Source organism: Polynucleobacter sp. AP-Nickl1-40-C4 (assembly GCF_035012665.1).
In the GTDB taxonomy this organism is placed as follows: Bacteria; Pseudomonadota; Gammaproteobacteria; order Burkholderiales; family Burkholderiaceae; genus Polynucleobacter.
Genome location: NZ_JAYGQR010000002.1, coordinates 188263 through 202160, shown reverse-complemented (window position 1 = coordinate 202160; position 13898 = coordinate 188263). Strand labels below are relative to the sequence as shown.

Sequence of the window (13898 nt, the reverse complement as noted above, 5' to 3'; positions counted from 1 at the left end):
TTATTTTGCCGGCGCGGGACAGCCGCAATCATCAAGAGCCTGATGAGGTTTAAACCCTCATTTAGGGTTAATTAAGGTGATTTTGCAAAAATAACGGAAACGGCTAACTAGGAATAGTCTGCAAGAGCCTGACTCAAAGCCACTAAAAAGAGCTCTTGGCCGTGACGAACCTTTGCCTGCCAGTCTTCCCCAGAGTCTTCATTGGCCTCATCTGTGATGTATTTAAATGACTGCCAAGGTATTTGATGTTCATGTGCGATTGCAGCAATGGCAAACAACTCCATATCTACTACATCTACACCTTGGCTATGCAACCAAGAATCATAAGAAGTCACAAAGCTATCTCCAGAGCCGCACAGAAAATTCCCCGTAGAAAGATATTCTTGTGGACGGGTGCAAAAAGGAGTGTTGCCGCGCGGCGCCAATGGCTCAGCATCCATATCGCGTTGAATGACCTTACCGATTTCTAGTAGCCCCTGTAATTCTGTTTTGATTTTCCCTGCGGTACCAAAGTTCAATATTCTCTTTGGTGAGTATTGCTGTATTGCTTTGATGCAAGTCATGGCAGCATTAATTTTGCCAACACCCGAATACACAATCTCTACGCCTCTTGGGAGGGACTCACGCTTGAGCTCGGACTCTAATGCGGTAATAATAAGGAGTTCTGTTTTCATATTGGATTGTGATGAATTTATTGGATTATCTACCCGGAGTTCCTGATTTTCCAAAACCAGGCGTTCTCTTTAGAGATATATCCCCTTTATTAGCTAATCCAGCCGCCTTTAAGGAAGCCATTCGTCAGCTAAATGAGATTGCACAGCAATTTAATTACACCCACATTTTGGGCATCGAATCCCGCGGCTTTATTTTTGGCTCTGCTTTAGCCCACTATGCCCATAAAGGTTTAGTGTTGGCCAGAAAGCCAAACAAACTTCCCTTGGCAAGCCATCGTGAAGCATACGGCCTGGAGTATGGCAATGACGCCTTAGAGATTCAGCAATCCACTCTACCTAAAGATGCCAGAGTATTGCTGCTTGACGATGTTCTGGCCACCGGCGGAACATTAGTTGCTGCTGGCAAATTAATTCGCAATGCCGGCTTTGAAGTCAGTGGCGCAATTACTTTGCTAGAAATTACCTTCTTAAATGGTAATGACCTATTAAATCAATCTGACATTCAACATCAGTCTGCATTAAAAATCTAAATGAGATTTTTAGTACTCTTGATGACCTTCATGGCGCCCCAACCTACTGCAAGAGCCTTATTTGCAAGCTTAGGTTTGTAATGCGCTAACGCTGCAAATGCACTGGTCCATAGAATCGGATTACTCCTCAAGAAGTTGACGGCATCAACCCCTTTATCAACCCATGAGAGTGGCTTTTCCCAAGCCTCAAAATGTTCAGCGAACTCTTTGCGCTCACGACTTGCCTGAAGCATTCGCTCACGTTGGCGCAACTCTAGAACCTCTAGTTTGTCGTTCATTTTGAAAGGGCTGCGCGATCTTTGGCCAACTCAGTAATTGAAGCCTCAAACAATCTTGGCATCTTGCGTAATGACTGGGTAATTAAGAGGGTCAAAATTAACCCAATGGATAGGAATGCTCCAGCTAGTAAACCGAGTGCCATCATTCGATCCGTCTCCCAACTATAAATCACTATTAGCAGTGCCAGCATGACTAAGCCAAAGAACAAGAAGAATAAGGCGCCAATAATCATCACCAGCAAACTGATGAATTTGCTTCTAGCGATTTGAACGTCAAGCGATAATAGTTCTAAGCGGGTTTGGGCTATTGATACCCCGGTAGAAGCAAGACCTTTGATGGAGGAAAGTAAGTTTTCTTGAGACATAAGGGTCTAACGGCGTCCAATAAATAAGCCAATCAGCAAACCTAAGCCAGCCGCAACACCAACAGCCTCCCAAGGATTGCGATGCACGAAATCATCCGCACCTTCAGCGGCTACCTTCGCTTTTTCAATCATCTTGCCCTCGACACCTGAAAGGCTTTCTTTGGCACCTGCGAGAGTTTCAAGGGCTTTATTACGAATGGAGCTAATGGCCGCACCTGGATGATCTTCGGTTGCCTTGATTAAAGCTTCAGCATCAGCCATCAGGGATTTGAATTCGCCGATGAGACTTTCTGCGCCAACTTGCTTTTCATCATGTAAATCTGAATGTTCGAGTTTCTTAGTGGTCATGGAAATGGATCCCTAATAGATGAGGCATAAATACCAATAACCCTATTCTAAGCACTTCTAACCTGAGATCCCAGCAATAAAACTGTCATACCAGCGTTACCTTCTTTAAAGCGCTTGAGATATCGCTTTAGGCCAGGACGGCGTTTCAGCAAGGCATAATAGGACTCACTACCAAAGGCTACATCTTCGCCAAAATGGTATTCGTCAACTCGGTCAGAGTAACGGTTATTTTCAAGCGCTTCATGGATAGCCCACTTAATTCGACCACCTTCACCGCTTGATCCATATCCATGAATCAATATGATGGCCTTGATTCCGATCTCTAATGATTTTCGTAGGATGTCCGTTAGGCGATCTAGGGCCTCTTCAACATATGGGCCGTCTTGCTTGATATTGAACTCAATCGTATCCGAACCCAATATGGGCAAATTGACAGAACCGCAATGCGGACACTGATTAAACAATGCCCGCATATTTCCACAATCAGGGCATTCAGCGTTATGTGCCACCTTACAAAATCAGACTGATCTCCTTAAGAGCAGTACTTACCCTCTAAACCCCTTGTATCGGTTGCCTTATCGTCAACCATGAGGTTCAGGGTCTTTTGCGCTAGCTCGCGATTCTCTGGAGTCTTAAGGCTGGCGTTAATTAATGTGGCTACATCCTTGCGAATTGAAGTGTTGCCGTAACGCAGACCCTTCAAGGTAGATACCGCTTCAGCAGATATCTTGCACTGCTGATTGACTAACTCAGAAGAATCTGACGGCGATGTATTTGCATAAGCGAATGCAGCAACAGAGATTGTTACGGCTGCTAATAGAGTCTTTTTCATCTTAGTTCCTTATTTTGTGACCACACGTTGGACAACAACCCACTTCTCTCGCCTTTGTCTTTCTAAGGGCGGCATACACACTGGATTCTGAAATCTGCATCTTTCTGGCCGCTTGAGCAGCGGTCATACCCTTACCCACCCACTCCAAGGCTTGATGTGTTTTCGGTACCTGTCTCTTCATTTCATCTCCCAGTACCAACACTATATCACAACTTTTGAAGTTGTGAAGTTGTGAAGTGTAATAATTTAGTAATGAGATGCCTTAATAAAGGGATTTGGGATCACTGCTTTGGCTGTGGCTGTATTGGGGCGTTTAAGCCGCTTTGGTGTTATAAATACTGGATAAATAAAAAATGGGGCCTCTTAAGACTGTCTTAAAGCACCCTAATAATTGAAGGAGATATATGTCTTTACATTTCACGCCTAAAAAAGGCTTGCTGACTGTTTTTGCTGCGCTCATCACGGTTACTTCGATTCCGGCCCTAGCACAATCTACAGCTGCTTGGCCTACCAAACCCATCAAAATTATTGTTGGCTATTCGGCCGGTGGTGCAACTGATGTATTGACCCGCCTGGTATCAGTCGGCATGGGCAATACCTTAGGTCAATCCATCGTAGTAGAAAACCATCCTGGTGCTAACAGCAACGTGGGCGCTGAAATTGTGGCTCGCTCACCGGCTGATGGTTACACGCTTTACGCCTTCTCGATTGCTAATACGATTAACGCTACGCTCTATCCAAATTTAAGCTATGATCCGATCAAAGATTTTGAGCCGATCGGCATGATTGCTAAGATTCCGAATATTTTGGTAGTGAATCCAAATCTTCCAGTAAAAACGCTTGCAGAATACGTGCGCTATGCTAAAGATGCGAAAGATGGCGTAACCTTTGCCTCCTCTGGTAGCGGATCATCTATTCACCTCTCTGGTGAAATGTTTAAGATGCAAGCAAAAATTCAAATGCTCCATATTCCATACAAAGGCAGCGCACCTGCAGTGACCGATTTGCTTGGTGGTCAAGTGGAATCCATGTTTGACAACGCGCCCTCTGCATTGCCTCATATTAAGGCCGGAAAACTTCGTGCGATTGCAGTTACTAGCGCTCAACGCTCCCCGTTTTTACCGGATGTCCCGACTATTGCTGAGTCAGGCTATCCTGGCTTTGATGTGCAGTCTTGGTTTGCATTGGTGGCGCCAGCTGGAACGCCGAAGCCGATCATCATGCAATTAAATGCCGCCTTAAATAAAGCACTCAACTCCCCTGAAGTTAAACAGCGACTTCAAGAATTGGCAGCAACACCAGAGCCTGGTTCACCAGAAAAAATGGCTGCATTTGAAGCAACCGAAGTTAAACGCTGGCGAGAAGTTGTAAAGGCTTCGGGCGCTAAAGCCGAATAACTCATTATGTTTCCGATTGATTTTTTTTGGAGGGCCGCACAACGTTGGCCCGATCGCATTGCCATTGATACACCGAGTGGCCCGATTCATTACGCCACCCTAGCGAAGCGCGTTAAAGCCTTATCCGCAGGACTCACAGCTTTAGACCCCAGCCTTCAGAGTCGTGTTGCTATATGTGCTGGTAATAGCGCTGATCACATTACTGCCTTATTAGCTATTTTGGCTTGTGGCAAGGTCTGGGTACCACTGAACCCTAAGAGCACCCACCCTGAGATTCAGCGTATTGTTAATGTCACCGAGCCTTCTATTGTGATTTTGGATGCCACTAATCAAGCATTACTTAAAGGCGCTGCAGGGGCATGGGTTTATACAGGCACTGCCTCTGATGCTTCTGCGCGGAGTATGAACGAATTAATTCAATTGCATGAAGATGCGCCGCAGCCTTCTTTTGAATTACCCCTAGATGCAATTCAGGCGATCAAATTTACTGGGGGGACAACTGGCGCTCCTAAAGGAGTTATGCAGCCCTATCGCGCTTGGTTGGCAAACATCACCAATCAGATTCAGGTATGGGGATTTGATGAGCACGAGCGCTATGTTGTTGCAGCACCAATTACCCATGGCACATCTACTTATATCGTTCCGATCTTGGCGCAAGGTGGCTGTCATGTGATTTTGGATGGTGCTGGCGCAGAGGTAGTCAGAACTGCTTTTCGTGAAAGACGCGGTACTGTTTGCTTCATGCCGCCAACCCTTGTTTATATGTTGATGGCATTACCTAATGCATCCAGAGATGATTATCCAAAGTTACGAAGACTGATTTATGGCGGTGCACCAATGCCTCCAGAACAGGTTCGTAAGGTACGTGATTTCTTTGGTCCGGTATTGGGCACGACCTATGGTCAAACCGAAGCACCGCAAATTTTGACGGTCATGCGACCTGAGGATTTTGAAGATCCCAACAACTGGGCAGCCGTTGGCAGACCTACTTGGTTTAGTGATGTGGCCATCATGTCTCCCGAAGGAAAGCTATTACCTACCGGTGAAATCGGTGAAGTGGTTGCCCGAGGTGATCTGCTGATGAGTGGCTATTGGCGCATGCCTGAAAAGACTGCTGAAACCATTATCAATGGCTGGCTTCATACTGGTGACCGTGGCTTGATTGATGAACGTGGGTTTTTGTATCTCAAGGATCGCCTCAAGGACATCGTGATTACTGGCGGCTTCAACGTCTATCCAGTGGATGTTGAGAACGCCTTAAGTCAGCACCCTGCTGTTCACGAATGCCTTGTCTTTGGTCTCCCTGACGAAAAGTGGGGAGAAACTGTACAGGCTGCAGTGCAATTACATCCCGGACAAAAAACCGATGAAGCAGAACTGATTGCATTTGTTCGCAATTTACTGGGTCCGGTTCAAACCCCCAAACGCGTTCACTTCTATAAAAGCTTGCCTCGCTCTAATGTGGGTAAGTTGCTTAAGAGTGCTGTGATTCAAAAACTTCAAACTCCTTCCTAGCCAATAGTTAATACCGATAGATTATGACTTCCAAAAAAACCCCCGTTACAGGCTTGTGTACTCACACTCTTACTAGCTTGCATTATCGCGATGCAGATTTAGTGGAAGATTTGATGGGCAAGAAAACATTTACCGAAGTGATGTTGATGCAGATTTTAGGTAGAGAGCCTCGTGGTGTTGATATTCGCATTACAGACGTAGTGCTGATTGTGTTGATGGAGCATGGTTTAACGCCGAGTGCGATTGCCACACGCTTGATCTATATGAGTGCCCCAGAGAACCTTCAAGGCGCAGTTTCTGCAGGCTTACTTGCTGTTGGCAGCTCCTTTATTGGCACAATGGAAAATTGTTCCGCCTTGCTTGATCGCATCATTGCCGCCAAAGACCAATACGCTGAAGCTCTTTCCATTGCGCATCATTACAAGGGCATTAAAGGTGCTGTTCCTGGCTTTGGACATCACCTGCATAAGCCGGTAGATCCACGAGCATACAAACTATTAGACATGGGCCGTGCCGAGAAAGAACTCAAAGGTGATCACATTAGAGCTCTTGAGACCCTATCTAAAGCAGTGGATGAAGTGGCTGGTCGCCCCATTACGATTAATGCCACTGGTGCGGTTGCCGCCCTATTGGGTGAGATTGGCATACCTACTGCTGTGATGCGTGGCTTTGCCGTTATCTCCCGTTCTGCTGGCTTAGTGGCCCATATTGTTGAGGAACAACAAAGTCCATCAGGTCGCTTCATTTGGGACACCATTGAACATGCCATTCCGTTTGTGGATGGCGCCAACAAGATTGGCTAATGATGGGCTCTAGAGAATGCATACTAGTTACTGGTGCTAGCCGTGGTATCGGTCGCGCCATATTGGAGCGCCTAATTGCGGATGGCATGCATGTCATTAATTTTGATAAAGAGTCTCCTGTAAAAATTGCTGAGCATGAAACTTTTATCAAAGTAGACATGTCCGATGAGAAAGCTTTGCGCACTGCACTGGCTGATGCGACTTCTAATCACTCGATTACTCGCTTAGTGAATAACGCAGGCATTGTTCGCCCTGCTAGTATCGAGAAGACTACGATTGCAGATCTTCAAGCGGTTATGAGCGTTAATGTTGCAGCAGCCATTATTTGTGCACAAGCCGTACTCCCCGCGATGAAAGCAGCTCATTTTGGTCGTATTGTGAATATTGCCAGTCGTGCTGCTTTGGGTAAAGAAGAGCGAATTTCATATGCGACTTCTAAGGCGGGATTACTGGGATTGACTCGCACTTTGGCTTTAGAGCTCGCAAGTGATGACATCACAGTAAATGCTATTGGGCCCGGACCGATTGCAACCGAACTCTTTCAGAGTGCGAACCCTCCTGGTGCCCCTGCTACACAACGCATCTTAGATAGCGTGCCTCTGGGTCGAATTGGCAAACCAGAGGAAGTGGCCCATATCGTCGCCTCTCTACTTGATCAACGCGCGGGTTATACAACTGGTCAGGTTGTATATGTTTGTGGTGGCATGACTGTAGGTCTGAGTCAGTAAATGAATTCAAAACACCCTCCTGGTTTACCAACGGATCTCACTAATCGAGTAATCTTCGTTTCTGGCGGTGGATCTGCTGGGCCCGGCTGGAGTATTGGTAGAGCCTCATGTGTTACCTATGCTCGTTTAGGCGCAAAGGTCTGCGTAGTCGATCGAGATCAAGTATCTGCAGAAGAAACTACCAAGATTATTCTGAATGAAGGCGGTATAGCGGAAACTTTTGTTGGGGATGTTTCTGAAGAACTTGATGTAACAAGACTCTTTGACGAAGCTCGTAAACAATTTGGTCCTATTGATGTGCTGCATCACAACGTGGGCATTGGCAAAGTTGGCGGACCAATGGAAACCAGCGCTGAAGATTTTGATCGCATTCACAAGGTAAATGTGCGCAGCCTCCTACTTGCAGCCCAAGAGGTCTTGCCTGAAATGGTGGCGCGCGGTACCGGCAATATTATTGCCATCTCTTCAGTGGCGGGCATGCGCTATTTGGGCTACCCACATTTAGCCTATAGCGTAACCAAGGCTGCTAATACCCAATTTATTCGGATGATTGCTCAGCAATACGCCGATAAAGGCATTCGAGCCAATACAGTAGTGCCTGGCCTTATAGATACTCCACGCATTGCCAATACTGTAGCGAGGATGTTTTCTGAAAATGGTCTAGATGAGGCTCGTGCCGCACGTGATAAGCAGGTACCCATGGGACGCTCTGGAACAGCCTGGGATGTGGCACACGCTTGCGCCTTTCTGGTCTCAGATGCCGCAGCCTACATTACAGGCACTGAGCTGGTGGTTGATGGCGGCCTCACCGGGAAATACGTCTAAGTCCCAGATTTCCAGCCCCGAGCTTAAGGGATAGTATGATTTGATGATTCTTTAGGAGCTTTATATGCATCGAATCATCTACCGAGTTGTTTTATTGCTAGCAATTAGCGCTGTTCTGGTTGCTTGCAATATGAATGATAAAAAAATTAGTGGCTGGGAAGTGAATGATGTCTATCACTCGACCATCATCACGCCTAATTCAGCAACTGGTGGGAAAACCTATCAAGGCCCACCTATCAATACGATGGATGCAGCCAATACTTATGAGATGTTTAGCCTCAAAACTGAACAGCCTAAACAAGGGGCAAAGACTTATGAGCTCAATGCGCAACTAACGTATTTCTCACAATGGCGTTATTACGATTCCGCAATGCTAGAAAACACACCTGCTACGACATTTAAAGTGGTTGGTAGAGAAGCTGGCGCTTGTGGTGACAGAGGTTGCATCTTTAGAGAAGTCGTCTCCATCCAATTGCCCGAGGCATTCCTAAAGGATAAGATGAAGAAGGGTTTCATCATCACCCTATCCGCTAAGAATGGAATGAAGACTGAGCTTTTTGTGTCGCCACAATATATCCAAGGTTATATGCAGGCAGTGAATGGATTTAATTGATAGCTCGATCAGTGTGATTGAAATAAATAAAGGGGCATAGAGCCCCTTTATTTTTAAGTACTGGCGGAGAATCTGTCCGGTAAAGAGGTGTCCCTTTGACGGAATTACAAGCCTAAATTTTCTACTGTAAACCATTAAATGACTTATAAATGAGTCATTAAAACACTTAAAGACTCATTTATGAGTCATATTTATTGACCTATGGCGTATAAACAGGTATATTAACGCCTCATACTTAACAAAATGCATGAGGCAACTATGCGCGTAGATCAAGAACTGACCCTAGCATCAAAGCAACTTGGCCAATCCGCTGAAATAGCGCAATGCCTTGTTTCTTTGCGTCTTGCGCGTCGTGTTCGCCAAGGTGAGGCAGCAGTCCGTGCCGGCCTATCTCGCGCTACTGCACAGCGCATTGAAAAGGGTGATCCTGGTGTAGCCATTGGCGCGCTCCTGCGTTACTTAGATGCAATCGCTCCAGGCATGAACTTATTGCAACTATTAAGCGGAGATGATCCTGCGATCATTGCTTTAGAGCGTCGCTCACGCCCACAACGCGTGCGTGATTTAAGTGCAGCGGAAATGAAAGCGCTCGATTTCTGATGGCCAATACCACTAAGGATCTTTTTGTCTTTGCCAATCTTGATGGGCAATTTGTACCAGCAGGTCAACTGCAAGTAGATGAAGAAGGCTCAAGACTCATTGCCTCTTCATTTGCTTATGGCTTGCGTTACTTAGATAGGAGCAACGCACAAGAAGTGGATCCAGTCGCACTTAGCCTTAGGAGTAAAAGTGAGATCAAAGGTAAACGCCTCATTCCACCTAACGGCTTAGAGGCTTTTGGTGGAATTCGGGATGCTGCTCCTGATTCTTGGGGAAGAAGAGTGATTGAAGCTAGGCTGAAGGTTCCAGCCAATAGCCTTCCAGAATCAACCTATCTACTCGAAGCAGGCAGTGATCGTGTTGGGGCTTTAGACATTCGATCTTCTTTAGATCAAGAGGAGCGCCCTGCTCACGAAAGTATTCACAATCTGTCATACGTACTCGAGGGTGCACAGAAGATTGAGGCGGGCTTGCCAGTATCAGAAGCACTATCCAAAATTTTGATTGTGGGTAGCGGTCTTGGGGGCATGCGTCCTAAGGCAAGCGTGCGCGATGATGAAAACATTTTATGGATGGCTAAGTTCCCAGGTAATACAGATGGCGCTTTAGATGTACCAAGCATTGAATACGCCACACTCAAACTTGCGCAGTTAGCCGGTCTTAATGTAGCGCAAACGCAATTAGAACAAGTTGGCAAGAAAAAAGTGTTGATGGTCAAACGCTTTGATCGCTCTTGGACTGCTTTTGCTCGGTCACTAGAAATTCGTCATCATGTCGTTAGCGCCCTCACCTTAGTTGCCTGTCACGAATCAGAATCCAACACAAAAAGCTATATGGATATTGCGGATACCATCCGCAGATATTGCGTGGTTCAAACAGTCAAAGCTGATATTGAAGAACTATATGCACGCATGATCTTTAATATTTTTGTTAGTAACGATGATGATCATCTACGCAATCATGCATTCTTATGGAGCCATGCGCTTAAAGGTTGGAGCCTGAGCCCATTCTATGACGTGATGCCTCATGCAGTCATTGCAAGCGAGCGTTATCAACATCTAGGTGTTGGACCACAAGGTAAATTGGCCACTCTAGATAATGCCTATGGTGCCAAAGAGCGCTTTGGCCTTTCCGCGCAGCAAGCAAGCGACATTATCGATCGTGTATGGCGAGTAACTAGGCAATGGAAAACTCACTTTGAGAGCCTTGGAATTGCTGCAGATCAAATCGAAGTAATCTCTCTAGCCTTTAGGCGTATCGATGATATTTGCAGCCCTGAATTAATCAAGACCCTAGCCAAAAACTAAGCTCTCATTATGAAGCGTATGGTGGGTAACTAGATTTCAATTATTAAAGATGGATTAAATGCTGGGTTCTCAGCATGATTAGATCGCACATAACCGCGAGGATTACAAACCACCCTAGTGCCATGCATTTGATAATCACAGGAGTCATGCGTATGCCCATGAATCCATAAAGACATCTTTCCAAAGAGATGGGCTAACTCGGAAGCAAAACAGGCGGATAGTAGATCCGGTTTATATCGCTCCGCTACTGAACTCATTGAGGGTAGATGATGAGTAACCACTACCGTCTTGCCACTAAAGGGACTCTCTAACTCTTTTTGCAGCCAAGCCAGTGACTTTTCATGCAATTGGATAGACTTTTTCGGGGAAAAATTTCTACCTCCGTCACGGATTCTTCTGAAGTCATTTAAGTAAAGCTCGCCATACGATAAGCATTTAGATTTTAGATCTTCACCAAATAATAAAAAGTCCGTCCATAAAGTAGCCCCTAAAAAACGGACGGGGGTATTTAACTGCGAATCATGTAGCTCAATCCCATAGTCTTCTAGGAAATGAATGTCGTTTTCTGCGCATGTATTTTGGATGTCCTCAATGACATGAGAGTGCTGAGAACCATAGAACTCATGGTTGCCAGCCACATAAATAATTTCTTGATCCGGAAAAGATTTCCTGGCCCAAGTTACACCTTCCGCGTGAAGGCCGATATCACCCGCCAGAACGATAACATCTGCCGTATTTGATGCAGGGGTAAAGTCAGCAAACTCTAGATGTAAATCACTCAGTACATGAAGTTTCATAAATTGGATAAGACACGATCTTGGTTTTTATATTGAAATCTAGTGTATTCAATAAATTAACCATGCCACCAGGATGTAATAAGCGATTGTTAGCTTAAATCGCATTAGCCACACATATGAAATGCAATACTGTTTGAGTGGTAAGCGTACTGGTAAGCGGGAGTGATAAAGAAAAAGCCCCGGTTAGGGGGCTAAGTCTATGTTGCGTATAGCAAAAAGAGGAAAAAATGCCAAAAGTGCTGGCGGAGACGAGATCTAGGTTTTGACCCTCCTGTCATGTGCACCAATGTCCATTAAATCTTTTATATATATGGCTTAGAAGGTAGACCCTACTCCCGAGCAATCCATTCAAACTTACTAAAATCCATGTTTTGCTGATAAGCGGGATGGTAAGCAAATGATGGCCTTACATAGTTAGGATGCAAGCCAAAAGGTCTGGGAAGATTAAACTTCAGGCAACTGAATTACCCAATTTATCATTGCGCCAGCCCTTGGGTTGACCTTGATAGAATTAGCGAGGCTTTTTGAATCAGTCCGCTATCTTCATATATTCAGCTTCAATTGCATTAAATATTTCTTCCGGCACCGTTGCAGAAAATTTCTTACGACGGTTAGCTGATAGCTTTCCATTTTGTTCCATGCAGGTCAAAATTAAGGCGTTGAGATCCTTGCCGCGTATATCAAACTGACTATCAATAGCACGGTAAATAAGGTCATACTTTGCCAAGAACTCGGTCTCTTCTCTTAAGTCCTTTTCCAATGCTTGCTTGGCCATCTCCAATCCAAAATCAACACAGGCAGTGGCATTCCAATAGCGATATAAGGAATCATTTGATTTGAATGTCATTTGATATTCATCACCATCAATCCAAATAACTTCCCAGCGCTTGCGAGCAGGTTCAGAAAAGCTCTTTAGAGCGGTTAGATATAAATCTTCATTCCGCTTCATCGCAATGGATACTGGCAATAGCAGGCCATTCTTTAAAGCGCCAGACTGGCATATTGCATGATGAAATAAAAATCTGGACAAACGTCCATTTCCATCCATAAATGGGTGAATGAAAACAAACCCGAATGAAATAATCGCAGCTGCAACCAAGGGGTCTATCTGCTTTGGCGAGGCATTAGCAAAATCTACCAAACCCTTCATCAAGTCATTAACAATTTCAGGTGGTGGTGGAATATACGTTACGCCAGCAGCACCACGTAACGGACTACTTAACCAATTCTGCTCATGCCGATAATGAACGGCCCTATCTAATGGGTTTGTAATGGCAGTGTTTTGCAATCCAACCAAGTATTCTTCATTCAATTGAGGAGTCAGATGTGCTTTTTTAAGCAGCTCTACAAATGCTTCTGCTTTAGTTGCGCTTGGTGTTTCATGCTCAATCTCAAAAGAACTTTTGGTCTCGCTTAAATAAGCCCATGACATTGCCCTATCGGACGCGGCTCCACCAAGCTGCGATAGAAATTCATTTGCCTTCTGGAGGATGTTGGATTCAAGCAAGCTATTAATACGTGCGGTTCGCTCAACAGTTACGCAGTAATCCAAAGAACCCAATCCATTGAAATGAACCCGCCATTTAGCATTGCGTATGCTTGGACCGGTAATGTATTTTTTTGGGTCAAATAAATTGGCCATTGGCCCTGTAATTACTGGCGCGCCCTTTAACTCTTGCTTATTAAAGGCTTCCCACAAAAAACATGCTGTGCGTATATAAACGCCTGTTGGCGATTCACTAATGGCAGCCAGCATCTCTTGGGCCGGGATTTTTCTTAAGGCCTGCGATAGCAGCTGAAGATTAACCCCCTCATGCTTTAGTGCAAACAAAAGGTGGCTTAGTGGGCGATCATCTTTAGGGGCTACCTTTGCCGGTATCAACAATGCGCCCTGAGTGGGCGTTACACTGGTTACCGAGGCAAGGCGTGCGGGTACCAGAGGATCAAAAGCACTGAGATCTAACTGACTTTTTACTCGTGAGTAGCCTATTTCACTCATATTTCCCTCAAGCTCCGCTTTTTCGTTCGAATGGTTATTTTCCCATACTTTTTCTTACATATACACACTTTTTATTACGATTAGACATATTTACATACTTTTTATTACATTTTTTAATAGATTCCTACATTTTTAAACATATCCTCACTTTTTCCTACTAAATAGCTATTTAAATGATTTTTTACTAGTGGCATCGAGGGCCTGAATTCACCTTGAAAATGCAGTTTTCTTAATATGCCACCTACCAGGCGCAACATGTCGAAAGCACCTGAGATATCCATATTGCC

General features: G+C 45.1%; 17 protein-coding genes. 9 read left to right on the top strand and 8 right to left on the bottom strand.

Annotation, left to right across the window (positions count from 1 at the left end):
- Positions 1-107 precede the first annotated feature (107 nt).
- Positions 108-674 (bottom strand): 5'-methylthioadenosine/S-adenosylhomocysteine nucleosidase, encoded by a 567-nt coding sequence (locus VC182_RS03385; RefSeq protein WP_323484501.1) that lies wholly within the window; start codon positions 672-674, stop codon positions 108-110.
- 11 nt (positions 675-685) lie between these two features.
- On the opposite strand from VC182_RS03385, the gene VC182_RS03380 reads away from it, so the two are divergent.
- Positions 686-1204, top strand: a complete 519-nt coding sequence (locus VC182_RS03380) for an adenine phosphoribosyltransferase (protein WP_323484500.1) — start codon at positions 686-688, stop codon at positions 1202-1204.
- Here VC182_RS03380 and VC182_RS03375 read toward each other — a convergent pair.
- From VC182_RS03375 to VC182_RS03355, 5 genes are read right to left on the bottom strand one after another with little or no spacing between them, the layout of a single operon-like run.
- Positions 1201-1482, bottom strand: coding sequence for a YqjK-like family protein (locus VC182_RS03375; RefSeq protein ID WP_323484499.1), 282 nt, complete (start codon positions 1480-1482; stop codon positions 1201-1203). The two genes, VC182_RS03380 and VC182_RS03375, sit on opposite strands and share 4 nt — an antisense overlap.
- Positions 1479-1847: a phage holin family protein gene (locus VC182_RS03370; protein WP_216120900.1), complete on the bottom strand. Its 369-nt coding sequence runs from the start codon at positions 1845-1847 to the stop codon at positions 1479-1481. The genes VC182_RS03375 and VC182_RS03370 overlap by 4 nt, the downstream gene beginning before the upstream one ends.
- A gap of 6 nt (positions 1848-1853) precedes the next feature.
- The gene (locus VC182_RS03365; protein WP_323484498.1) at positions 1854-2195 is read right to left on the bottom strand and encodes a DUF883 family protein; all 342 of its coding nucleotides are present in this window, start codon (positions 2193-2195) and stop codon (positions 1854-1856) included.
- A 47-nt stretch (positions 2196-2242) separates the two neighbouring features.
- Positions 2243-2668, bottom strand: coding sequence for a Smr/MutS family protein (locus VC182_RS03360; protein WP_323484497.1), 426 nt, complete (start codon positions 2666-2668; stop codon positions 2243-2245).
- 59 nt (positions 2669-2727) lie between these two features.
- Positions 2728-3027, bottom strand: a complete 300-nt coding sequence (locus VC182_RS03355) for a hypothetical protein (RefSeq protein WP_323484496.1) — start codon at positions 3025-3027, stop codon at positions 2728-2730.
- A 404-nt stretch (positions 3028-3431) separates the two neighbouring features.
- Here VC182_RS03355 and VC182_RS03350 point away from each other — a divergent pair, with 404 nt between their 5' ends.
- From VC182_RS03350 to VC182_RS03315, 8 genes are all read left to right on the top strand, one after another.
- Positions 3432-4424, top strand: a complete 993-nt coding sequence (locus tag VC182_RS03350; RefSeq protein ID WP_323484495.1) for a tripartite tricarboxylate transporter substrate binding protein — start codon at positions 3432-3434, stop codon at positions 4422-4424.
- Between the two features lie 6 nt (positions 4425-4430).
- Positions 4431-5939, top strand: a complete 1509-nt coding sequence (locus VC182_RS03345) for a class I adenylate-forming enzyme family protein (protein WP_323484494.1) — start codon at positions 4431-4433, stop codon at positions 5937-5939.
- A 23-nt stretch (positions 5940-5962) separates the two neighbouring features.
- Positions 5963-6742, top strand: coding sequence for a citryl-CoA lyase (locus VC182_RS03340; protein WP_323484493.1), 780 nt, complete (start codon positions 5963-5965; stop codon positions 6740-6742).
- Positions 6742-7470, top strand: coding sequence for an SDR family oxidoreductase (locus VC182_RS03335; protein WP_323484492.1), 729 nt, complete (start codon positions 6742-6744; stop codon positions 7468-7470). Before VC182_RS03340 ends, VC182_RS03335 begins: the two co-directional genes overlap by 1 nt.
- Entirely contained in the window at positions 7471-8295 is an 825-nt protein-coding gene (locus VC182_RS03330) for an SDR family NAD(P)-dependent oxidoreductase (RefSeq protein WP_323484491.1), read from the top strand. It begins immediately after the preceding gene.
- A 64-nt stretch (positions 8296-8359) separates the two neighbouring features.
- Entirely contained in the window at positions 8360-8908 is a 549-nt protein-coding gene (locus tag VC182_RS03325; RefSeq protein WP_215322021.1) for a hypothetical protein, read from the top strand.
- A gap of 243 nt (positions 8909-9151) precedes the next feature.
- On the top strand, positions 9152-9508 hold the full coding sequence (locus VC182_RS03320) for a helix-turn-helix domain-containing protein (RefSeq protein WP_234397328.1): 357 nt from the start codon (positions 9152-9154) through the stop codon (positions 9506-9508).
- On the top strand, positions 9508-10815 hold the full coding sequence (locus VC182_RS03315) for a type II toxin-antitoxin system HipA family toxin (RefSeq protein WP_323484490.1): 1308 nt from the start codon (positions 9508-9510) through the stop codon (positions 10813-10815). Before VC182_RS03320 ends, VC182_RS03315 begins: the two co-directional genes overlap by 1 nt.
- A gap of 29 nt (positions 10816-10844) precedes the next feature.
- On the opposite strand, the gene VC182_RS03310 is transcribed toward VC182_RS03315, so the two are convergent.
- Together VC182_RS03310 and VC182_RS03305 are read right to left on the bottom strand one after the other, a co-directional pair.
- Positions 10845-11612 (bottom strand): metallophosphoesterase, encoded by a 768-nt coding sequence (locus VC182_RS03310; protein WP_323484489.1) that lies wholly within the window; start codon positions 11610-11612, stop codon positions 10845-10847.
- Positions 11613-12141: 529 nt separating this feature from the next.
- Positions 12142-13611: a Fic family protein gene (locus VC182_RS03305; RefSeq protein WP_216122720.1), complete on the bottom strand. Its 1470-nt coding sequence runs from the start codon at positions 13609-13611 to the stop codon at positions 12142-12144.
- Positions 13612-13898: the final 287 nt, after the last annotated feature.